General features: G+C 68.4%; 22 protein-coding genes. 17 read left to right on the forward strand and 5 right to left on the reverse strand.

Annotated elements, in window-relative coordinates:
- The first annotated feature begins 2 nt into the window (after positions 1-2).
- From ON31_RS02805 to ON31_RS02870, 14 genes are all read left to right on the forward strand, one after another.
- Entirely contained in the window at positions 3-473 is a 471-nt protein-coding gene (locus ON31_RS02805) for a DUF3180 domain-containing protein (protein ID WP_029925197.1), read from the forward strand.
- A 69-nt stretch (positions 474-542) separates the two neighbouring features.
- A complete protein-coding gene (locus tag ON31_RS37705) occupies positions 543-1,685 on the forward strand; it encodes a DUF6779 domain-containing protein (protein ID WP_051036730.1) in 1,143 nt (380 codons plus the stop codon).
- A 184-nt stretch (positions 1,686-1,869) separates the two neighbouring features.
- Entirely contained in the window at positions 1,870-2,850 is a 981-nt protein-coding gene (locus tag ON31_RS02815; RefSeq protein ID WP_051036732.1) for a Rossmann-like and DUF2520 domain-containing protein, read from the forward strand.
- Positions 2,850-3,776, forward strand: a complete 927-nt coding sequence (gene panC / locus ON31_RS02820) for a pantoate--beta-alanine ligase (RefSeq protein WP_039808951.1) — start codon at positions 2,850-2,852, stop codon at positions 3,774-3,776. Before ON31_RS02815 ends, panC begins: the two co-directional genes overlap by 1 nt.
- Before the next feature lie 14 nt (positions 3,777-3,790).
- Positions 3,791-4,210, forward strand: coding sequence for an aspartate 1-decarboxylase (gene panD, locus ON31_RS02825; RefSeq protein ID WP_029925203.1), 420 nt, complete (start codon positions 3,791-3,793; stop codon positions 4,208-4,210).
- Between the two features lie 14 nt (positions 4,211-4,224).
- The gene (locus ON31_RS02830; RefSeq protein ID WP_029925204.1) at positions 4,225-5,016 is read left to right on the forward strand and encodes a type III pantothenate kinase; all 792 of its coding nucleotides are present in this window, start codon (positions 4,225-4,227) and stop codon (positions 5,014-5,016) included.
- A 192-nt stretch (positions 5,017-5,208) separates the two neighbouring features.
- The gene (locus ON31_RS02835) at positions 5,209-5,823 is read left to right on the forward strand and encodes a cupin domain-containing protein (RefSeq protein WP_051036733.1); all 615 of its coding nucleotides are present in this window, start codon (positions 5,209-5,211) and stop codon (positions 5,821-5,823) included.
- The gene (locus ON31_RS02840) at positions 5,820-6,251 is read left to right on the forward strand and encodes a rhodanese-like domain-containing protein (protein WP_029925207.1); all 432 of its coding nucleotides are present in this window, start codon (positions 5,820-5,822) and stop codon (positions 6,249-6,251) included. The genes ON31_RS02835 and ON31_RS02840 overlap by 4 nt, the downstream gene beginning before the upstream one ends.
- Positions 6,252-6,463: 212 nt before the next feature.
- A complete protein-coding gene (lysS, locus tag ON31_RS02845) occupies positions 6,464-7,930 on the forward strand; it encodes a lysine--tRNA ligase (protein ID WP_051036763.1) in 1,467 nt (488 codons plus the stop codon).
- A 118-nt stretch (positions 7,931-8,048) separates the two neighbouring features.
- Entirely contained in the window at positions 8,049-8,408 is a 360-nt protein-coding gene (locus tag ON31_RS02850; RefSeq protein ID WP_029925210.1) for a histone-like nucleoid-structuring protein Lsr2, read from the forward strand.
- A gap of 200 nt (positions 8,409-8,608) precedes the next feature.
- A complete protein-coding gene (locus tag ON31_RS02855; RefSeq protein ID WP_051036735.1) occupies positions 8,609-9,232 on the forward strand; it encodes an FHA domain-containing protein in 624 nt (207 codons plus the stop codon).
- A gap of 130 nt (positions 9,233-9,362) precedes the next feature.
- Entirely contained in the window at positions 9,363-9,923 is a 561-nt protein-coding gene (locus tag ON31_RS02860) for an anthrone oxygenase family protein (RefSeq protein ID WP_039808953.1), read from the forward strand.
- Between the two features lie 77 nt (positions 9,924-10,000).
- Positions 10,001-10,963, forward strand: coding sequence for an esterase/lipase family protein (locus ON31_RS02865; RefSeq protein ID WP_051036737.1), 963 nt, complete (start codon positions 10,001-10,003; stop codon positions 10,961-10,963).
- Positions 10,964-11,203: 240 nt separating this feature from the next.
- Complete coding sequence (locus ON31_RS02870) at positions 11,204-13,750, forward strand: ATP-dependent Clp protease ATP-binding subunit (RefSeq protein WP_039808955.1); 2,547 nt, start codon at positions 11,204-11,206, stop codon at positions 13,748-13,750.
- A gap of 113 nt (positions 13,751-13,863) precedes the next feature.
- On the opposite strand, the gene ON31_RS02875 is transcribed toward ON31_RS02870, so the two are convergent.
- Complete coding sequence (locus ON31_RS02875) at positions 13,864-14,529, reverse strand: hypothetical protein (RefSeq protein WP_039808957.1); 666 nt, start codon at positions 14,527-14,529, stop codon at positions 13,864-13,866.
- A 125-nt stretch (positions 14,530-14,654) separates the two neighbouring features.
- On the opposite strand from ON31_RS02875, the gene ON31_RS02880 reads away from it, so the two are divergent.
- Positions 14,655-16,688: a hypothetical protein gene (locus ON31_RS02880; protein WP_051036739.1), complete on the forward strand. Its 2,034-nt coding sequence runs from the start codon at positions 14,655-14,657 to the stop codon at positions 16,686-16,688.
- Between the two features lie 90 nt (positions 16,689-16,778).
- Here ON31_RS02880 and ON31_RS02885 read toward each other — a convergent pair whose 3' ends face one another.
- The 3 genes from ON31_RS02885 to ON31_RS02895 all read right to left on the reverse strand — a co-directional run bounded on the left by ON31_RS02885 (position 16,779) and on the right by ON31_RS02895 (position 19,178).
- Positions 16,779-17,066, reverse strand: a complete 288-nt coding sequence (locus ON31_RS02885) for a hypothetical protein (RefSeq protein ID WP_039808959.1) — start codon at positions 17,064-17,066, stop codon at positions 16,779-16,781.
- Positions 17,067-17,223: 157 nt separating this feature from the next.
- Positions 17,224-17,886, reverse strand: a complete 663-nt coding sequence (locus ON31_RS02890) for a response regulator transcription factor (RefSeq protein ID WP_039808961.1) — start codon at positions 17,884-17,886, stop codon at positions 17,224-17,226.
- Positions 17,883-19,178, reverse strand: coding sequence for a sensor histidine kinase (locus tag ON31_RS02895; RefSeq protein ID WP_039808963.1), 1,296 nt, complete (start codon positions 19,176-19,178; stop codon positions 17,883-17,885). The genes ON31_RS02890 and ON31_RS02895 overlap by 4 nt, the downstream gene beginning before the upstream one ends.
- A 127-nt stretch (positions 19,179-19,305) precedes the next feature.
- Here ON31_RS02895 and ON31_RS02900 point away from each other — a divergent pair, with 127 nt between their 5' ends.
- Positions 19,306-20,214, forward strand: a complete 909-nt coding sequence (locus ON31_RS02900; RefSeq protein WP_039808965.1) for an ABC transporter ATP-binding protein — start codon at positions 19,306-19,308, stop codon at positions 20,212-20,214.
- A complete protein-coding gene (locus tag ON31_RS02905; RefSeq protein ID WP_039808967.1) occupies positions 20,211-21,059 on the forward strand; it encodes an ABC-2 transporter permease in 849 nt (282 codons plus the stop codon). Before ON31_RS02900 ends, ON31_RS02905 begins: the two co-directional genes overlap by 4 nt.
- Before the next feature lie 63 nt (positions 21,060-21,122).
- Here ON31_RS02905 and ON31_RS02910 read toward each other — a convergent pair whose 3' ends face one another.
- Complete coding sequence (locus ON31_RS02910; RefSeq protein WP_051036767.1) at positions 21,123-21,725, reverse strand: TetR/AcrR family transcriptional regulator; 603 nt, start codon at positions 21,723-21,725, stop codon at positions 21,123-21,125.
- Positions 21,726-21,771 lie beyond the last annotated feature (46 nt).

A 21,771-nucleotide genomic window follows, 5' to 3' on the forward strand; every position in this document is an offset into this window, starting at 1 on the left:
CTGTGAGACCGACACGCGTACTGGACCTGGTCGCGAATGTGCTGCTGGCCGCGATCGTGGCCTGGATCGCCACGCGGGCGGCCTATTCGAGCTTCCCGCCCATCTCGGTGTTCGCGGGGGCGTCCCTGCTGCCGGTGGCGGTGCTGGAGGTGGTGTTGGCGTTCATCATTCGGGCGCGGGTGGGGGACGGGCGGATCGGCAGCGATTCGCGGCAGCTGCATCCGATCACGGCCGCGCGGGCGGTGGCGCTGGCCAAGGCGTCGGCGCAGGTGGGATCGCTGGTGGCGGGTGTTTGGCTGGGCTTTCTGATCTGGGTGCTGCCGCAGCGGTCGGAACTGCGTGCGGCGGAGGCGGATACGCCGGGGGCGGTGGTGGGGCTGCTCGCCGGTGCGGCGCTGGTGGCCGCCGCGCTGTGGCTGGAGTATTGCTGTCGCGCGCCGAGTGAACCCCCGGACGAAGCGGCAACATCTTAGCTAACGTTTTGTCGGGAATCGCAGGCAACCTGGGCATCTGACCGTCTCGGACAAGCTACGCTGGCGGACATGGTTTCACCCTCCCGGAGCAGTGCTTCCCGTCGCCGGCGGGAGGACGCGGGAAAGTTCTTCACCGGTGTTCTGATCCTTCTGGGTCTGGTTGCCAGTGTGTTCCTGGTCTTCAGCGACAACGTCCAATTCGTGCGCATCGGACTGGTGGCGGCCCTCTGGGCGGCCGCCATCGGAGCCCTCGCCGCGACGCGTTATCGCAGGGAGGCGGCCGTCGACAAGGCGAAAGTCGGTGACCTCCAGAAGGTCTACCACCTGCAGTTGGAACGCGAGGTTGCCGCCCGCCGCGAATACGAGCTCGGTGTCGAGTCCCGAGTCCGCCAAGAGGTGGGCGCCGACGCCGCCGAACTGGCCGCGCTGCGCGCCGAACTCACCGTCCTACGCGAGTCCCTGCAGCGTCTTTTCGACGGCAACCTGGACTACGACCGCCCCGCGCTGCGCGCCGACGCGGTCCGAGTCCAGGAACTCCCCGGTTCGCCCGCCACCGCCTCGCTCGGTGCGGCGAACGATAACTGGGAGGACGCCACCCCCTGGGATCCGTGGGAGTCGCGGCACCCCGTCACGCCGGTCTTCGAACCCGACCACCCCGAGCCGCCCGCCTTCGCCAGCCCCGACGACGAACCGGTGACCGCCGAGACCGCCGCCGTCTCGGCCGCCGACTACGACCAGGCCCGCGCCGAATACGCCGCCATTCGCGAACAAGCCGACCGGGCCGCCGCTTTCGGCCCCGCCCCCGCCGACGACTTCGACCCCTTCGACGACTCCAAGAATCGCGCCGCCGCGGCCCTGGACCCCGGCATCTCCGGTGGTATCGACATCGACGGTGCCGAGACCGCTGCCGCCGCCGACCTCGACGCGCCCGCCGTCAACGGCAAGTTCGTCCCCGTGAGCGGTCCCCCCGAGGGCGAATTCGACGATGCGGACAGTGCCGACGGCGACCGCGCCGCGACCGCCTCGGACACCCCGGAGGAACCCCCGACCCGCACCCCACCGCACCCGACCAACGGCGCGCACCCCACCCCCATGGGAACCGCCAGCACCCGCCGTCGTCGCCGCGCCGACGAGGATTCCGACTCCGACAACGGCCGTCGTCTCTCGGTGGCGGAGATCATGGCCAACCTGCGCTCCGAGGGCGACCGCTAACCGCACGCACGGCACATCCGGGGCAGGGCGGCGGCCGCGTGTCCCACGCGGCCGCCGCCCTGCCGTGTCGAGTGGCACTTCCCACAGTTCGTGGCCGCCGCGAATCGGCACCGATATTCTCGTCGGCGTAACGTCCGGTACCCGCGTAGCGCGGGACTGGAACGGCACTTTCGAGAGGACAAGGGTGACCTCGGACAAGGCTGTCTGCGGGACCGACCCTGCGCCTGCACGGTTGACGGTGGGAATCGTCTCGGCGGGACGCGTCGGGTCCGCGTTGGGTGCGGCACTGGAGCGTGCCGGTCATGTGGTGTTCGGTGTATCCGGTATCTCGGACGCCTCGGTGTATCGTGCCCGGACCCGGCTGCCGGATTCGGAGATTCTGCCGGCCGAGGAGGTGGCGCGTCGCGCCGAACTGCTGCTACTGGCCGTACCGGACAGTGAGCTGGCCGGTCTGGTTTCGGGGTTGGCGACGGCGGACGCGGTGCGGCCCGGCACCATCGTGGCGCACACCTCGGGCGCGAACGGTATCGGCGTGCTGGCCCCCTTGACCGCACGCGGCGCGCTACCGCTGGCCATTCACCCGGCCATGACGTTCACCGGGCATGACGAGGATGTGTCCCGGCTCGGCAACGCCTGCTTCGGCATCACCGCCGCGGACGATATCGGCTATGCCATCGCCCAGTCGCTGGTGATCGAGATGGGCGGCGAACCGGTGCGGGTCGCCGAGGAGCACCGCACGCTATACCACGCGGCCCTGGCCCACGGCAGCAATCACCTGGTTACGTTGATTCTGGACGCGGTGGAGGCTTTGCGCGCCGCGCTCGCCGGTCCCGGCCTGCTGGGCCAGCAGCTCGTCGACGACCAGCCGGGCGGCCTCGCCGAACGCGTGCTGGCCCCGCTGGCCTCGGCCGCTCTGGACAATGCCCTGCGCCGCGGGCCGTCCGCGCTGACCGGTCCGGTGGCTCGCGGTGATGTGGACGCCGTGGCCGCGCATCTGAACGCACTCGAGTCCACCGACGCGGAACTGGCCGCGGGCTATCGCGCGCTCTCGCTGCGCACCGCCCAGCGTGCCCGCACCAATCCGGCGCTGCTCGAACTGCTGGCATCCCCGAGCGATCGGCGTGATGCCGCCGAGGGCTCCGACCAGGCGAAGGAAGGCAACTGATGGATCCCACGCTGCGTGGCACCTACAAGCGCGGTGAACTCACCGTGCTGCACGATCCGGCGATCATGAGCAAGGTCTCCCATGCGCTGCGCCAGGTGGGCCGCCGGATCGCGCTGGTGCCGACCATGGGGGCACTGCACGAGGGGCATCTGGAACTGGTGCGTCGCGCCAAGCGCACCAACCAGACCATCATCGTCTCGATCTTCGTGAATCCCTTGCAGTTCGGGGCGAACGAGGATCTGGACAAGTACCCGCGCACCCTCGACGCCGATGTGGAGCTGTTGCGCGCGGAGGGCGTCGAGCTGGTCTTCGCGCCCAGCGCCAATGACATGTACCCCGAGGGCCCGCGCACCACCGTGCACCCCGGCCCGCTCGGCGACGAACTCGAGGGCGCGGTCCGTCCCGGCCATTTCGCGGGCGTCCTCACCGTGGTCGCCAAGCTGTTCAATATCACCGACCCGCACGAGGCGTTCTTCGGCGAGAAGGACTACCAGCAGCTGACGCTCATCCGCCAGATGGTGCGCGATCTGAACATGAGCCTGAAGATCGTGCCGGTCGCCACCGTCCGCGAGCACGACGGCCTGGCGCTGTCCTCACGCAACCGCTACCTCGATCCGGAGCAGCGTGAGCTGGCCACGGTGCTCTCGGCCGCCCTGGCCGCGGGCCGCCACGCCGCGGGCCTGGGTGCGGACAAGGTCCTCGAGGCCGCCCGCATGGTGCTGGCCGAGGCTCCGGTCATCGAGCTCGACTACCTGGAGCTGCGCGGCTCCGATCTCGGCCCGGTTCGCGCGGAGGGCAATGCCCGCCTGCTGATCGCCGCCCGGATCGGCAGCACCCGGCTCATCGACAATATGCCCGTCACCATCGGCATTCCGATCGACGGCCACCCGACCACCCCCGACCAGCCTGCCCAGGCATCTCTCTAGGAAGGGCGACGACGATGTTGCGCACCATGATGAAGTCGAAGATCCACCGCGCCACGGTGACTCACGCCGATCTGCACTACGTCGGTTCGGTGACGGTCGATCAGGATCTGCTCGACGCCGCCGATCTGCTCGAGGGTGAGCAGGTCTGCATCGTCGACATCACCAACGGCGCTCGCCTCGAGACCTACGTGATCGCGGGTGAGCGCGGTTCCGGCGTGATCGGAATCAACGGGGCCGCAGCGCATCTCGTCCAGCCCGGCGATCTGGTCATCCTGATCGCCTACGGCATGATGGACGAGCAGGAGCTGAAGGGCTACGAACCCCGCGTGGTGTTCGTGGACGACCGCAACCGGCAGGTGGAGCTGGGTTCGGATCCGGCGCACGCGCCGGAGGGCTCCGGCCTGACCTCGCCGCGCTCGCTGTCGTTCGCCTGACCGCGGGTGCGGCCATGCTGCTGACCATCGACGTTCGCAACACCTCGATCGAGCTGGGCCTGTTCTCCGGCGGCGGTGACCATTCGAAACTGGTGCGGCACTGGCGGATGCACACTAATCCGCTGTTCACCGCGGACGAGTTCGCATTGCAGGTGCGCGGTCTGATCGGCGCGGACGCCGAACAGGTGACCGGTGTTTCGGCATTGTCGACGGTGCCGCCGGTTTTGCGGGAACTGCGCGAGATGCTGTCCCGCTACTGGGGTCATGTCTCCCATGTCGTCGTGGAACCCGGTGTGCGAACGGGAATTCCGTTGCTGGTCGACAATCCGAAAGAGGTCGGCGCGGACCGCATCGTGAATTGCCTTGCCGCGTATCACCGTTTCTCCTCCCCGGCGATCGTGGTGGATTTCGGCACCGCCATCTGCGTGGACCTGGTTTCCGCCAAGGGGGAATTCCTGGGCGGCATCATCGCCCCGGGGGTGGAAATCTCCACCGAGGCGCTGGTGGAGCGCAGTGCCCTGCGGCGTGCGGAACTGGCGCGCCCGCGCTCGGTGGTGGGCAAGAACAGTATGGAGTGCATGCAGTCGGGCGCGATTTTCGGTTTCGCGGGCCTGGTGGACGGGCTGATCGACCGTATTCGCGACGAGTTCGACGCGTTCGCCGGTGACGACGTGGCCGTGGTGGCCACGGGCGCTTCCGCGCCGCTCATCGTGCCGGAATCGGAGACCATCGAACACCACGAACCGCATCTGACCCTGGCGGGGCTGCGGCTGGTGTACGAACGCAACCAGCAACGCCGCCGATAACGGACCGATCGGCCGGAACGTGACGCAGTCGTCTCCCCGGCCGTCTGTTGCTTCGCGGGAATCCGCTGTTAGACTCTCGCTCGTGTATTTCCGTGTGAGCACCCAGGAGTGTTGTCGAGGCTGATTCGCCTCGGCTGTCGTCGAGGCTTCCGATAGCCCCTCGACCAACCACACATTCCTGGAGTTTCGCTCATGCGTTCCTCTGCACTATCCCTGTCGAATTCCGCCGTGCGCACCCGCACCGAGGCGCTGCTGCCCGAGGTGACCGAGCGCGCCACCGCCTCCGCCCTGCCGACCCGCCTGCGACCCGCCGACCTGCTGCGTCTGACCGACGAGGGCGCCGAGGACGTGCTGGCGGGCCGCTACGACCACCTGCTGCCGGAGAACGGCCTGTGGCCCACGGAGAACCGCTGGGCGGTGCGGCTGCTCGCCGACGACGAGGTGGATGTCTGGCTCATCAGCTGGGTGGCCGAGAAATCCACCCGGTTGCACGACCACGCCGGTTCGCTGGGCGCGCTGACGGTGCTCTCCGGCGCGCTCGCGGAGTTCCGGTGGAACGGCTCCGACCTGCGCCGCCGCATCCTCACCGCCGGCGATCAGGCGTCCTTCCCGCTCGGCTGGGTGCACGACGTGGTGCGTGCCGACGATGCCGAGGCGGGCGACGTCGGCCCGCTGAACCCCACGCTCAGCGTGCACGCCTACTCCCCACCGCTGTCGGCCATGTCCTATTACGACGTCACCGGCCACGGCACCCTCAAACGCACCCACACCGTCCTCACCGACCAGCCCGAAGGTGAACTGGAATGAGCCACTTGACTATCGACGGCATGCTCGAGCAGGCGCGCGGTCGCCTGCGGCGTGTCTACGCCTTCGAACTGCCGCAGGCCGTCGGGCGGGGCGCGATCCTGGTCGACATTCGCCCCCAGGCGCAGCGCATCAAGGAGGGCACCATTCCGGGGGCCCTGGTCATCGAGCGCAATGTGCTGGAGTGGCGGCTCGACCCGGCCAGCTCCGCGCGGCTGGCGCTGGCCACCGACCACGACGTGGAATGGATCGTCGTCTGCTCGGAGGGCTACACCTCGAGCCTCGCCGCTGCCTCGCTGCAGCAGTTGGGATTGCATCGCGCCACCGATCTGGTGGGCGGATATCAGGCGCTGAAAGCGGCCGGACTGCTCACCGTGGCGGCGGCCGCGCCGCACTTCCAGCGCGAGGTCGCCACCCTCGCGTGGCTCTAATTCGATATCCGCGATCGTAGGCCGATCGTGGCCGTATCGTTATGCCCGGCGAACGGTCGGGCGGGGAGAAAAACGATTTCCGCCGCACGATAGGGTGGTGCTCCGTGAGCACCCCCAATCCCTCTTCTTCCGGTACCGCCGACTCGGCCGCCTCCGGGCAGGCCAAGGCCGCCGCCGCGCGTGCGGCCGTGGAACACGATGTTCCCGAGCAGATGCGGATTCGCCAGGAGAAGCGGGAGCGCCTGCTCGCCGAGGGGCGGGAGGCGTATCCGGTGGTGGTCGAGCGCACGCACGCGCTCGCCGAAATTCGTACCGCTTACCCGGATCTCGCGCCGGACACCCAGACCGGTCTCATGGTCGGGATTGTCGGCCGCGTCATATTCATGCGCAATACCGGCAAACTGTGCTTCGCCACGCTGCAGGAGGGTGACGGCACCAAACTGCAGGCCATGATCAGCCTCAACGGGGTCGGCGCGGAATCCCTCGCCGCCTGGAAGGCCGATGTGGACCTCGGCGACTTCGTTTCCGTGCACGGCGAGGTGATCGCTTCGCGCAGTGGCGAATTGAGCGTGATGGCCGATTCCTGGGCGATGGCGGCCAAGGCCCTGCGCCCGCTCCCGGTGGCGCACAAGGAGATGAACGAGGAGTCGCGCGTCCGCCAGCGCTACGTGGATCTGATCGTGCGCCCGGAGGCGCGCGAGATGGCCCGTACCCGGGTGGCCGCGGTACGCGCCCTGCGCAACGCCCTGGAGCGCCGGGGCTTCCTCGAAGTCGAGACGCCGATGCTGCAGACGTTGCACGGCGGTGCGGCGGCGCGCCCGTTCGTCACCCACTCCAACGCCCTCGACCTGGACCTCTACCTGCGCATCGCGCCGGAGCTGTTCCTGAAGCGCTGTGTGGTCGGCGGCCTGGAGAAGGTCTTCGAGATCAACCGCAACTTCCGCAACGAGGGTGCGGACTCCACCCATTCGCCGGAGTTCGCAATGCTGGAAACCTACGAGGCGTACGGCACCTACGACGATTCCGCGACGATGATGCGGGAATTGATCCAGGAAGTCGCACAGGAGGTCTACGGCACCCAGGTGGTAACCCTTGCCGATGGCACGGAATACGACCTGTCGGGTGAGTGGACCACCGTCGAGATGTACCCGTCGCTGTCGGAGTCGATCGGTGTCGAGGTGACTCCGGAAACGACCGTCGAGGAATTGCTGGCCCTGGCCGATCGGGTCGGTCTGGAAATTCCCGAGGGTAAGGGGTACGGCCACGGCAAACTGGTCGAGGAACTGTGGGAGCACGTCTACGGGGACAAGCTCTATGCGCCGACTTTCGTGCGCGACTTCCCGGTGGAGACCTCTCCGTTGACACGTCAGCATCGCAGCAAACACGGGGTTACCGAAAAGTGGGATCTATACGTCCGTGGCTTCGAGCTCGCAACCGGCTATTCCGAACTCGTTGATCCGGTGATCCAGCGGGAACGCTTCGTCGATCAAGCGCGTTTGGCCGCCGCCGGTGATGATGAGGCGATGCGGCTGGACGAGGACTTCCTGGCCGCGATGGAGCACGGTATGCCGCCTACGACCGGAACCGGTATGGGAATCGATCGGTTGCTCATGGCGCTGACTGGCTTGGGAATCCGAGAAACGATACTCTTTCCAATTGTGCGTCCGTCGGCTCGCTGAGTGCGCCGGATTGCATTGCCGATACCCACTTCGGGAGTATCGGAATTCAGCGGTATTCTGACTTCGGGTAATCGGCCTGGTTTGCAGGGTCGCACGATTTCGAGAGGACGTTCATCTCATGGCAAAGAAGGTCACCGTTAGCCTGATCGACGATGTCGACGGTGAGTCCATCGCGGACGAGACCATCGAGTTCGCTATCGATGGGGTGTCGTACGAGATCGACCTGTCGTCGGATAATGCGGCCAAGCTGCGTGACGGTTTGGAGACCTGGGTTGCCGCCGCCCGCAAGGTGAGCGGTCGCCGTCGCACCAAGGCTGCCGCGGGCGCCACCGCGGGTCCGAAGAGCCGGGTTTCCATCGATCGTGAACAAAGTGCGGCGATTCGGGAATGGGCGCGCCGGAATGGGCACAAGGTGTCGGCTCGCGGACGTATCTCCGCGGACATCACCGAGGCTTACAACAAGGCCGCCGCGAAGTAGTTGTATTAGCGACCGTCGCTCGGGTGTTCGTGCGAGCCCGGGCGGCGGTAGTTTTTATTCATACGCTTTACGCATAACCGGTCATGGGTGCTGGCTGCCCATCTCGGAAGCACGATCTTGCTCGGGCCGAGTCCGCACGGCACCATTGACTGTGTGCGAACGACGTCACTGGCTGGGTGGAGAGATGAGGTAACGGCGCAGTGACCGCATTCCAGGGCTCATTCCTGCGGGTCAAGGATCACCAGGGCCATCAGCACGAGCTGATGCTGGCCCCGGACCGCCCCCGCGTCACCATCGGCCGCTCGCCGCAGGCCGACCTCGCCCTCTCCTGGGACGTCGAGGTCTCCCGCCTGCACGCCACCGTCGAATACCTGGGCGCGCACTGGACCATTGTCGACGACGGGCTTTCCCGCAACGGCACGTTCGTCAACGGTGACCGACTGGTGGGCCGCCACCGCCTCGCGCCCGGTGACGTCATCCGGATGGGTACCACGCGGGTCACCTTCCACGACTTCACCGGGGCCTCCGGGGATATCACCCAGACCTCCACGGGCTCGCTGCCCACGCTGCGCTCGCTCACCGAGACCCAGCGCGCGGTCCTGGTCGCGCTGTGCCGCCCGTACAAGAACAATGCGGGCTTCGCGACGCCGGCCTCGAATCAGCAGATCGCCGCGGAGCTGTTCCTCAGCGTGGACGCCATCAAGACGCATCTGCGCGCGCTGTTCGCCAAGTTCGGCGTGGAGGATCTGCCGCAGAATCAGAAGCGCGTCCGCCTCGCGGGTCTGGCCATGCAGAGCGGCGTCATCTCCGACCGGGATCTGTAGCGCGCGTCCCCGGTGGACTCCCGCGGATGTCCGCGAGAGCTTCGGCCATGGAGACCGGCGCCCGGAGCGGCTTGACTAGGGGCGTAGCGATTCGGATTCCTAGGAATCCGCCCCAGTCAGGAGAGTTCCCATGTTCGCGCTTCGCATTGCCGCTCTGGTGGCGGCGACCCTGTCCACCGGCCTGATCGCGGGGCTGTTCTACGCGTATGCCAACTCGGTCATGCCGGCGCTGGGCCGCAGCGACGACCGCACCGTGGTCGACGTGATGCAGAAGATCAACGTGGTCATCATCAATCCGTGGTTCATGATCGCCTTCATGGGCACGGTCGGCTTCACCGCCCTGGCCGCGGCCGTGCACCTGGGCAAGGATCTCCGGACGGTGCTGCTCTGGATCGTGATCGCCCTGGTGCTCAATGTGCTCGCCTTCGGAGTGACCGCCGGTTTCAACGTTCCGCTCAACAACCAGCTGGCGGCGGCCGGTGATCCGGCGGGCATCGCCGATCTGGCGGCGGTCCGGGCGCAGTTCGAATCCGCCTGGGTCCGTTGGAATATCGTGCGCGCGGTGCTGCACACCCTGGCCTTCCTGGTGCTGCTGGGCGCGTTGTTCGTAGCGGGGCAGCAGCACGGTGAGGCCGAGGCGACGCCGTCGAGGGCCGGAACTGTCTCATACACGCCGCAGCAGGTCGGCTAGTTTCTCGCCGTTTCCGCCGTGATCTAGAACGTGTTCCGGTTACATTTCCCGGAACACGTTCTAGTTTTGGAGGGGATATGCGCCGCACCCTGTTCCGGCGCTCGCCGGGAACACTGCTGATCATGGCCGTGCTGGCCGCGCTGTGGACCGCCGCGAGCACACCCGCCCGGGCCGAGTACCCGGTGGTCTACAACTTCTTCGCGGGCATCCCCAACGAACTCGCCGTTCCCGGCGGCGCACTACCCGGTTCCAACGACTGGAACTGCGAACCCACTGCGGCGCACCCGAACCCGGTGGTGCTGCTGCACGGCACCGCGGGCGGCGCGCAGACCAACTGGGGCGCGTACGTCCCGCTGCTGGCCAACGAGGGCTACTGCGTCTACGCACTGACCTACGGCAGCCTGGACGTGCCGTGGCCGCTGTCGGCCATGGGCGGGATGCGGCCGCTGCCGGAGAGCGCCGCGCAGGTGGGCGCCTTCGTGGACCGCGTGCTCGCCGCAACCGGCGCCGCGCGGGTCGACTTCGTCGCGCACTCGCAGGGCAATATCGTCGGCAACTACTACATCAAGCGGCTCGGCGGCGCGGGCACGGTGGACAAGTTCGTCGGGATCGCACCGCCGTGGCGGGGGCTGTTCGGCGATCAGATGCGGGTCATCCGGGCCTTCGGCCGTGAACTGGGCGTGGACGCCGACAGCGTCGACAAGATGGCCGCCATGGGCCTGGTGTGCCAGGCGTGCCCGCAGATGCTGGGCGGTTCGACGTTCTTGGACGCGCTCAACGCCGATGGCGTGTACCACCCTTCGGTCACCTACACCAATATCGCGACCTCCTACGACGAGGGCGTGTTCCCCTCGGTCGCCCTCGTGCCCGGTCCGAACGCCACGAATATCCTGGTGCAGGACGGCTGTCCCACCGACTTCTCCGATCACATGGCGATAGCCGGGAGTTCGCGCACCGCGGCCTTCGCGCTCAACGCGCTCGATCCGACGCAGCTCCGTAACGTTCCATGCGGTTTGATCCCCCCGCTGACGGGCAGTTAGTTCGTATGTTCGCTCTGGGCGTAGCCGGGCCGGAAACGAACCCGGGTACCACCCCGTTATGAGGGAATGAGTCGTACTGTCGCCGGTTCGCAATAGGGTGGACGGACGACGGGCGGAACCCCTGGCAACTAGAGTGGAGGCCAGGGGGATGCAACCCCAGGGCTTCATGGCAGGCTGGCCTTCAGTCGAACACTGAAGCGCCGGACGCCGTAGATAGCGGAGCAGGAGAGTGAGGGAGCGATGTTCGAGAGGTTCACCGACCGCGCGAGGCGTGTCGTTGTCCTGGCCCAAGAAGAGGCCCGGATGCTCAACCACAACTACATCGGCACCGAGCACATCCTGCTGGGTCTGATCCACGAGGGCGAGGGTGTCGCGGCGAAGTCCCTGGAGTCGCTGGGCATTTCGCTCGAGGGTGTGCGCAGTCAGGTCGAGGAGATCATCGGCCAGGGCCAGCAGGCCCCGTCCGGTCACATCCCCTTCACCCCGCGTGCCAAGAAGGTGCTGGAGCTGTCGCTGCGCGAGGCACTGCAGCTCGGCCACAACTACATCGGCACCGAGCACATTCTGCTCGGCCTGATCCGCGAGGGTGAGGGCGTCGCGGCGCAGGTGCTGGTCAAGCTGGGCGCTGACCTCAACCGGGTGCGCCAGCAGGTCATCCAGCTGCTGTCCGGATACCAGGGCAAGGAGCCGGTGGAATCCGGCACCCGCGGTGAGGCGGGCACCCCGTCCACCTCGCTGGTGCTCGACCAGTTCGGCCGCAACCTGACCCAGGCCGCCCTCGAGGGCAAGTTGGACCCGGTCATCGGCCGCTCGAAGGAAATCGAGCGCGTCATGCAGGTGCTCAGCCGCCGTACCAAGAACAACCCGGTCCTGATCGGTGAGCCCGGCGTCGGCAAGACCGCCGTCGTGGAGGGCCTCGCCCAGGCCATCGTCAACGGCGAGGTGCCGGAGACGCTGAAGGACAAGCAGCTCTACACCCTCGACCTGGGTTCCCTGGTCGCGGGCAGCCGCTACCGCGGTGATTTCGAGGAGCGCCTGAAGAAGGTGCTCAAGGAGATCAACACCCGCGGCGACATCATCCTGTTCATCGACGAGCTGCACACCCTGGTGGGTGCGGGCGCGGCCGAGGGCGCCATCGACGCGGCCTCCATCCTCAAGCCCAAGCTGGCCCGCGGTGAACTCCAGACCATCGGCGCGACCACCCTCGACGAGTACCGCAAGTACATCGAGAAGGACGCCGCGCTGGAGCGCCGCTTCCAGCCGGTGCAGGTGGGCGAGCCGACCGTCGAGCACACCATCAACATCCTCAAGGGTCTGCGCGACCGCTACGAGGCGCACCACCGGGTGTCCATCACCGACGGTGCGCTGGTGGCCGCGGCGACCCTCGCGGACCGGTACATCAACGACCGGTTCCTGCCGGACAAGGCGATCGACCTCATCGACGAGGCCGGTGCGCGCATGCGCATCCGTCGCATGACCGCGCCGCCGGACCTGCGCGAATTCGACGACAAGATCGCCGACGCCCGCCGCGAGAAGGAAAGCGCCATCGACGCGCAGGACTTCGAGAAGGCCGCGCGCCTGCGCGACAAGGAGAAGCAGCTCGTCGCCAAGCGCGGTGAGCGTGAGAAGCAGTGGCGCTCCGGCGATCTGGACGTCGTGGCCGAGGTCGACGACGAGCAGATCGCGGAGGTGCTGGCCAACTGGACCGGTATCCCGGTGTTCAAGCTCACCGAGGAGGAGACCACCCGTCTGCTCCGCATGGAGGACGAGCTGCACAAGCGGATCATCGGCCAGGAGGACGCGGTCAAGGCCGTCTCCAAGGCCATCCGCCGCACCCGTGCCGGTCTGAAGGATCCCAAGCGTCCCTCGGGCTCGTTCATCTTCGCCGGTCCGTCCGGTGTCGGTAAGACCGAGCTGTCCAAGGCGCTCGCGAACTTCCTGTTCGGCGACGACGACGCGCTCATCCAGATCGATATGGGCGAGTTCCACGACCGCTTCACCGCCTCGCGCCTGTTCGGTGCCCCTCCGGGCTACGTCGGGTACGAGGAGGGCGGCCAGCTCACCGAGAAGGTGCGCCGCAAGCCGTTCTCGGTCGTGCTCTTCGACGAGATCGAGAAGGCCCACCAGGAGATCTACAACACCCTGTTGCAGGTGCTCGAGGACGGCCGTCTCACCGACGGTCAGGGCCGCACGGTCGACTTCAAGAACACGGTGCTGATCTTCACCTCGAACCTCGGCACGCAGGACATCTCGAAGGCGGTCGGCCTCGGCTTCGCGCAGAGCAACTCCGAGGGCTCGAACTACGAGCGGATGAAGCTCAAGGTCAACGACGAGCTGAAGAAGCATTTCCGCCCCGAGTTCCTCAACCGCATCGACGACGTGATCGTCTTCCACCAGCTCACCCAGGATCAGATCATCGAGATGGTGGACCTGATGATCAGCCGCGTCGCCGTGCAGCTGAAGAACAAGGACATGGCGATCGAGCTGACCGACAAGGCCAAGAGCCTGCTCGCCAAGCGCGGTTTCGATCCGGTGCTCGGTGCCCGTCCGCTGCGTCGCACCATCCAGCGCGAGATCGAGGACCAGCTGTCGGAGAAGATCCTCTTCGGCGAGCTGGGCGCGGGTCAGACCGTGCTGGTCGACGTCGAGAACTGGGACGGCGAAGGCCAGGGCGAGGACGCCAAGTTCACCTTCACCGGCAAGATGAAGCTGACCAAGAAGGACTCCGCCGAGGAGAAGCCGGTCGTCGCCCTCGCGGGCGAGTCGTCGGCCGCCTCCGGCGAGTAGGTTTCGGCACCAGTTGGTTCGAAAGCCCCGCTCACCTCGAACGGTGAGCGGGGCTTTCGCGCGATGTGGGTACGGTTTCCGGCCCGCGCCGGGGCCGATCTCGCGCCGTCGACTCAGTTTCCGCCCGGGGCGATCGGCTCCGACACGATCATCCAGTTGCCGCCCGCGCTGGTCGAGGTGACGTGTACCCAGACGCGGCGGTCGGTCTGGCGCACCAGATAGGTCGTCACGTCACTGTTGTAGATATCGCCGAGACCCGAGCTGTAGGACACCCGCACATCGCGGTCGATGGTATCGAGGACCTCCTGCGGGATCCTGGAATCGGTGACCCGGACCCCGCCCGCGTCGCCGATCTCCGCGTCGATCGCCGCCAGCAGCGCGAGCTTGGAGAACTCGGTGTCGCCGGTGGCGTAGATCGGCGACTGGTGGACCGTACCGACCACCCATTCGATCCGGTCTCCGGTCCACACCGGTACCCGGTCGCTCTCGACGATCGGTTCCGGGGCTTCCGGGTTCTCGAATCCGGCGGGAATGGCGAAGTAGGGGAATTCGCCCAGCTCGGCATCGGACAGTGGGACGCTCTCCGGATCGAAGCCGCTGCCCGCTCCGGCGGTGGCGGCGGTGGTCGTGATCGTGGTGGCGGCCGTCGCCGCGGTGGTCGTGGTGGTCGGCGCCGCGTCGTCCTCGCCGCCCGCACAGCCGGTCACGGCCGCGCACACCACCGCCACCAGCGCGCCCGCTCGGGCCGTGCGGGCGGTCGCGTTCTGTCGCCACTGCATGGGTGATTCCTCCCTGTTCGGTCTGCGTCGGCGACGCTATCGGTGGGCGAGCGTCCAGGAGTCTCAGCGTGGTCTCATATCTACCGATAGAGTGCCGGGCAGAAGACCGACCGGAGGAGTAGCTGTTGACGGCGACAGCGGACCCGCCGCAACTCGCCGAACTCACGACGGCGCTGGCGACACACCGCCTGATCAATGTGTGCGGACCGCTCGGTGTCGGGAAAACCCATCTGGTCGAGAGTCTTTCCACCACGACACGCGTCGACGCGCTCGCCACCGTCGACGGACCGGGTTTGCTGGCCGATCCCGCTGCCGGGCACGGCGCGGGTGAGCACCGACCGGCCGAGAGTGCGGTCGCTCGGGGCACCGCGTCCAGACCCGGTGTGCGGCCGGAGACCGCCCGATCGGCAGCGCCGCCGCTGGGTACAGGTCGCCGGGGCGGTGAACGCGCCGATCGGCCGTCACCAGCCGCCGGTGACGGGGTGGCCGATGTGCATCGGGGGACTGTCGGTGCGGTGATCGCGAGCGAGGCGTGCATGGGCGGTGCGGCGCTGGTTCTCGACGAGGCGGATGCTCCCGGGCGGCTCGGAACGGTTCGCGCGGTCGTGGACCACTATCCGGGGCAGGTGGTAGTGGTGACCCGGAAACCGTTGGCCTCGTATCCGGTGTGGTCGGGGCTGGATATGGCGACGATCCGGGTCGGGCCGCTGCCGGATGCCCGCATCGATGATGCGGCACGGGACGCCGGGATCGCGGATCCGGCGGTGCGCGCGTGGGTTACGCGGACAGCGGGCGGGATCCCGCTCGTTGTGTACGCGGCCGCGCGAGCCCTCCGGGCGGGCGTTCCACCGACCGTGCCGGGCGCGCTGGCCGACCGGATCGCACAGGAACTGCTCGAGCGGCTGAGCCGGGAATCACCGGGCCGCCGGTGGCAGCACGCGCTGCGGCTGCTGGCCACCGCCGGAAGCGCCGACGAGGCCGGGTTGGCGGGCGGACCGGAGCTGTTCACCCTGGTGTCCGGGCTCAGCGTGGTGGTGCCCGGGCCGCTCGGCCTGTCGATCGCCGAACCGTATCGGGAGATACTCGAACTCGCGTACGCGTGGCGGCAGCCCGACGGCCACCGAAAGGTGCGCGACCGCATCGCGATTCGCGCACTCGCCCGCCTGAGCGAGGAAGCCGACGCCGAACGCCGCGCGGCGCTGGCCGAGCAGGCGCTGTTCCTGACCGCGCCCGCGCCGGTCCGCGCGACACTGTTCCCGCCGGTGCCCGGCAACCGACCCGTCCACCAGGCCACCGCCGCGGACGCCGACGATATCGCCCGCCTCATGCGGCAGTGGAGCCACCGCAGCGGTTTCGCCCCGGACCGGGCCGAACGCGTCGTCGACGGCTGGTCCGCGACCGACATCAGCAGCTTCCACCTGGTTCGCGACGAGGAGGGCCGCTTGGTCGGACTGGCCAATCTCATGCCCATCGCGGACCATACCGCCGACAGCATCGAGCCACTGCTACAACAGCATTCGGATGCGATCATCGGCGACCGCCGGGGCGGGCTGCTGCTGGGCGCGGCGTTCGGGACCGATCGGGCCGCGCACGCCCGCATCCTGCGCCATACCCTGGCCGTGGGCACGCGCGCCGGAGATCTGGTGGTCTCCACCGCGAACCCCGACTACCTGAACCTGTTGCGCGCGCTGCGTTTCGATCCGCACGGACCGCTGCGGGACGATCTCTACCGCTCCGGCCGCGCCCCCGAGGTGTACAGCAACGACTTCACGGCCGGGTCGGGTCGGCACTGGTTGCAGCGGTTCTCGGGGATACCCGACGCACCGACGCCCGAGGACGTCGCCGCCGCCCTGCACGCCATCGACGATCCAGCCGCACTGGCCACGAGTCCACTGCTGACATCCCCGATCACCCCGACCGCCACCGCGCTGCGCCGCTGGCTGCACGCCATGATCGCGGAGTTGGCCGCCGCCGCCGATCCCGTCACGGCGGAGGCGGGAACCATCCTCGCGGCCTACTACACCCGTCCGTCCGCGACCCATGTGCAGGTGGCATCACGGCTGCACCTGAGCCGCGCCACCTACTTCCGCCGTCTGCGCCACGGTCTTACCCTCATCGCCACCCGACACCGGCATGACCAGCCAGCAGCGTACGGCTGATTCCGTGCGGGTGGCCCGGATACCGGTCGCGTCGGATCGGGAGGCCATGCGGCTGGTCGCGTCGGATCGGGGCGGTTGGGCGACGTGGCGTCAGCGCCCGTTCGCCGAGAGGCTGCCCTGCCCGGACCGGAACGGCCTGGTCACGAAGGCCAGCGCGCCGAGGACCGCCAGGGCGTGCCCGAACATGGTGCCGTAGTACGGGGCGGGCAGCGCCGAATCGACCAGCCACCCGATCCCGGCGCCCGCCGCGAAGCCGAGCCAGCCGCCGATGAGCCCACCCGCCACGGACCGCGCCACGGGACCGTGCCCGAGCACGACGCCCGCCGCCACCGCGACCACCAGCCCGATCGCCGTGACCGTCAACCCGGGCACCAGCATGTCCGCTCTCCGTTCCGTGGGCCTGTGTATTCACCCTCGACCCTGCCGGAAAACCGCTGGTGGCGGTATCGGGGTTTCCCCTGGAATCACACCCCGACCCCTCCGCCTCGAGGACTACTCCCGGATGCTTCGAAGGTGGGCGAGCACCGGTCGGGAGCTACTGCCAGCCGGGCCGGACCAGTCCGGACTCGTAGGCGATGACCACCAGTTGCGTGCGGTCGCGGGCCGCGAGTTTGACCAGGATCCGGCTGACGTGGGTGCGTGCGGTGGCCGGGCTCATGTAGAGCCGCTCGGCGATCTCGGCATTGGTCAGCCCCTCCGCCACCAGCGCCATCACCTCGCGCTCACGGTCGGTGAGTTCCGAAAGCGTCGCTGCCGGAGCCGGTTTCGCGTGGGTGGCGAATTCGGCCACCAGCCGTTTGGTGACGCTCGGGGAGAGCAGCGCGTCGCCGCCCGCCACCACCCGGACCGCCTTCACCAGGTCCGCGGGTTCGGTGTGCTTCACCAGGAAGCCGGTGGCCCCGGCCCGCATCGCCTCGAAGACGTATTCGTCCAGTTCGAAGGTGGTCAGCACGACCACCTTCACCTCGGTGAGCCGTTCGTCGGCCGCGATGATCCGGGTCGCCGCCAGCCCGTCCAGCACCGGCATCCGGATGTCCATGAGCACCACATCGGGGGTGAGCTCACGGGCCAACCGGACGGCCTGCTCGCCGTTGTCGGCCTCGCCGACCACCTCGATATCGTCCTGTGCGTTCAGCAGAGCCACGAATCCGGCGCGCACCAGCACCTGGTCGTCGGCGATCACCACCCGGATGGTCACGGCACCTCCTGTGCGCGTTGCGTATTCGGCCGCTGTTCCACCCGGGGCAGCGGCAGTCGGGCGTCCACGTGGAAGCCGCCGTCGGAGTCGGGCCCGGCGGACAGCTCGCCGCCCAGCGCGTGGGCGCGCTCGGTCATCCCCGAAATCCCGTGGCCGCCGGGCGAACTGAGCGCGGCGGGCGCGGTGGGCCGAGTGTTGTCGACGGTGACGTGCAGCTGTTCGGGCGAATAATGCACGGTGACGAGCACTTCCGCGCCCGGTGCGTGGCGCACCACATTGGTGAGCGATTCCTGGATGATGCGCGCCGCCGCCACGTCCACCACTGCGGGCAGTCGCCGTCGCGTGCCGATCACATTGCTGCGCACCTGGATTCCGGCGGCGCGCGCCGCTTCGGTGAGCCCGTCCAGATCGGCGATGCCGACGGTCGGCGCGGTGGGCGCGGCTCCTGCTCCGGACCGGATCGATCGCAGCAGCGCGTGCACCTCGCCGAGCGCGTCCCTGCTGGCGGTCTTGATGGCCGACAACGCCTCCGCGGCCTGCTCGGGTCTGCGGTCGAGCAGTTCCAGCGCCACCGACGACTGCACATTGATGAGCGAAAGACTGTGCGCGAGCACATCGTGCAGTTCCCGGGCGATCTCCAGGCGTTCGGCGCTGGCCCGCCGTTCGCGTTCGGCCAGTTCCCGCGCCCGCTGCTCCTGCTCGTGCCGTCGCGCCGACTCCGCCCGCTGTCGGCGCGCCACCAGCACCGACCGCCGCTGCCGCAGCGCCTCGGCGAGCGCGACCAGCACGAGCAACCAGGCCAACAGTCCGAACTGCTGCCAGGCATTGCCGGTGTAGCCCCGCCACTCGGGCACCGGCCACACCATCAGCAGATAACCGGGGACCACGAACGGATAGGAGTACCACCGTGACCCGATGCGCCCCGCCGTCAGGAAGGCGACGATCAGGGCGAAGAAGACCGGCCCGTACCCGTAGCCGAACAACAGGTACGCGGCGGTGACGGCCAGGACCGTGTAGAACACCGGCAGCGGGTACCGCCGCCGCGCCAGCAGCAGCAGCGGCCCGGCGATCAGCAGTCCGCAGCCGAGCGGGTCCAGCGCTCGCAGCGCCTCACCGCGTGTGTTCGCCGCATACCCGGCACCGACCTGCACGATCACCAGCACCAGCACCAGCGCGGCATTCCAGCGGGCGGTGTCCTCCGGGCGTGTCCAGCGTGCCCAGGCGGCGGCGATCGGTGACACCTCCGGCCTCGGCTGATCGGGCGATTCGGTCGCCGCCGCATTCGAGGTCACCTCTGCACGGTAGCCCGCTACGTACCCTCCCGACTGGTTCCCGACCGGAAATACGTCTGCGTACGTATGCCGTATCGCGCGCCGCAGCGGATGTGTCACCGCAGCTCGAGGGCGGATTCTTGAAGCCATGAACGATTCGATCGCGGTCACCGAGAGGTTGACCAAACGCTACGGCCCGCACACGGCCGTGGACGCCGTCGACATGAGTGTCCGCCGCGGCGAGATCTACGGCTTCCTCGGCCCGAACGGCGCGGGCAAGACCACGACGCTGCGCATGCTGGTGGGCCTCATCCGCCCCACCGACGGCACCGCGACCGTGCTCGGCCGTGCGCCCGGCGATCCGGCGGCGCTGCGCCGCATGGGCGTCCTCATCGAGGGGCCGGGGTTCTATCCCTATCTGTCGGGACGCGACAATCTGCGCGTACTGGCCCGCTACCGGGGAGTCGGCGGGAGTGCGGGATCCGGCGGCGTGGCGGAGGTGCTGGATCGGGTGGGCCTGACCGACCGCGGCGATGACAGGTTCCGCACCTACTCGCTCGGCATGAAGCAGCGGCTCGGTGTCGCCGCCGCCCTGCTCGGCCGCCCCGACCTGTTGATCCTCGACGAACCCACCAATGGTCTCGATCCGGCCGGTATGGCCGAGATGCGGGAGCTCATCACCGGTTTGGCCGCCGACGGGCACACCGTCGTGCTGTCGTCTCACCTGCTCAGCGAAGTGCAGGAGATCTGCGACCGTGTCGGCGTCATCTCCCGGGGCAGGCTCCTGACCGAGTCCACGGTGCGCGAGTTGCGGGGCGCGGCAACCCTTTTCCTGCGCGCGGAGCCACTGGAGACCGCCTTCCCGGCGGTGCGCCGGGTGGTGGGTGACCGCTCCGCGCTGCTGACCGCCACCGGCATCAGAGTCGATGCCGGTGTGGCAAAGGCGCCGGCGGTGGCACGCGCGGTCATCGCGGCCGGAGCGGATCTGCTGGAACTGCGCACCGATGAGAAGTCCCTTGAAGAAGTGTTTTTCGAGATGACGGAGCAAGCGTCGTGAATGCCCTGCTGGCAAGTGCCCGTGCCGAATTCTTGCGGCTGCGCAAGTGGCCCGCCTACTGGATCGTGCTGGGCGTCTGGATTCTGCTGAACCTGACCTTCGCCTACCTGTTCAACTATCTGGCCTACACCACCGGCGACAGTAGCGGCCCGCCCAGCGGGCAGCCGCGCGAGGAACTGCTGCGGTTGCTGCTGCCGGCCGCGGTGCCCGAGGTGTTCACCCAGGGCATGGCCATGTTCGGCGGCGCGCTCATGCTGGTGCTCGGCGCGCTGGCGGTGGGCAGCGGGTATGGCTGGGGAAGTTGGAAAACCGTGTTCACCCAGGGGCCTTCGCGGGTCGCCGCCGTCGGCGGCCTGGTGGTGAGCCTGGCGGTCACCGTGCTGTCCCTGGTCGTCGTCGCCTTCGTCGTCGATACCGGGGTGGCGGCGCTCATCGCCGCGAGCGAGTCGCAGTCGCCGACGCTGCCCTCGGTCGGCCGGACCCTGCTCGGCCTCGTTGTCGGCTCCGCGATTCTGGGCATGTGGACCCTGGCGGGCGCGCTGATCGGCGTGATCGCCCGCGGTCCCGCCCTGGCGGTCGGTCTCGGCCTGGTCTGGGTGCTGGTGGTGGAGACGCTGCTGCGTGGCGTGGCGAATATCTTCGATCCGATCGCGCCGATCACCGACTATCTGCCCGGCACCGCCGCCGGTTCACTGGCCGGATCCATGCGCACCGCCGACGGACCCGCGACCCCCGGCGTGCTGGACATCCTGACCCGCACCGAGTCGTTCGTCGTCCTCGCGGTGTACGCGGTGGTCTTCGCGGGCGGCACGGCGTGGCTCATGCGCCGCCGAGACATGGTGTGAGGCAGCGCGTCGGGGGAGTGCGCCGCGACCTGGTCGCCGACAGCAGTCGGCGACCAGGTCGCGTCAGGTGAGTATCGCGTGGGCGATGCGGGTCAGCGCCGCCGTGATCTGCGCGCTGCCGAGCCCGAGTTCCCGCTGGTGCAGGTAGATTTCGGCCGCCAGCGGCGCGAGCAGCGGTTCGATGAGGGAATCGGGTTCCGGCACTCGGGCTTCCGTCAGCAGCGCTCGAATGTGGGCGCGCCAGAATCGGTATGCGCCGGTCTCGAAGCGCGCACGGCCGGTCTCGGTGCCGAGGACGAGGTGGGCGTGACGGTCCAGCAGATCGACGAAGGCGCGGTAGAACGCCGCGAGCCGATCGGCGGGCGGGGCACCCGGCCCCAGTGGAGGTTCCCCGCGCAGCAGTTGCTCTTGCAGTTCGCGTTCGTGCTCGTCGAGCAGCGCGACGGCGATGGACCCGATGTCCGGGTAGCGGCGGTACAGCGTGCCGCGGCCGACTCCGGCGGCCTTGGCCACCTCGTCCATGGTGACCGTACGTGGGTCGCGGTCGGCGAAGAGGCCGGCGGCCGCAGCCAGGATCTTGGCGCGGTTGCGGGCGGCATCGGCACGTTCCACCGGCGCGGATGCCGATGTCGCGGTGGCGAGCAGATCACGGGCCGCTGGATTCATGCCGATCACCGTATCCTCCGGAATAAGTGGACACAACGTCCGGTTG

The sequence above is a fragment of the Nocardia otitidiscaviarum NBRC 14405 genome, assembly GCF_000308635.1.
Classification (GTDB): Bacteria; Actinomycetota; Actinomycetes; order Mycobacteriales; family Mycobacteriaceae; genus Nocardia; species Nocardia otitidiscaviarum.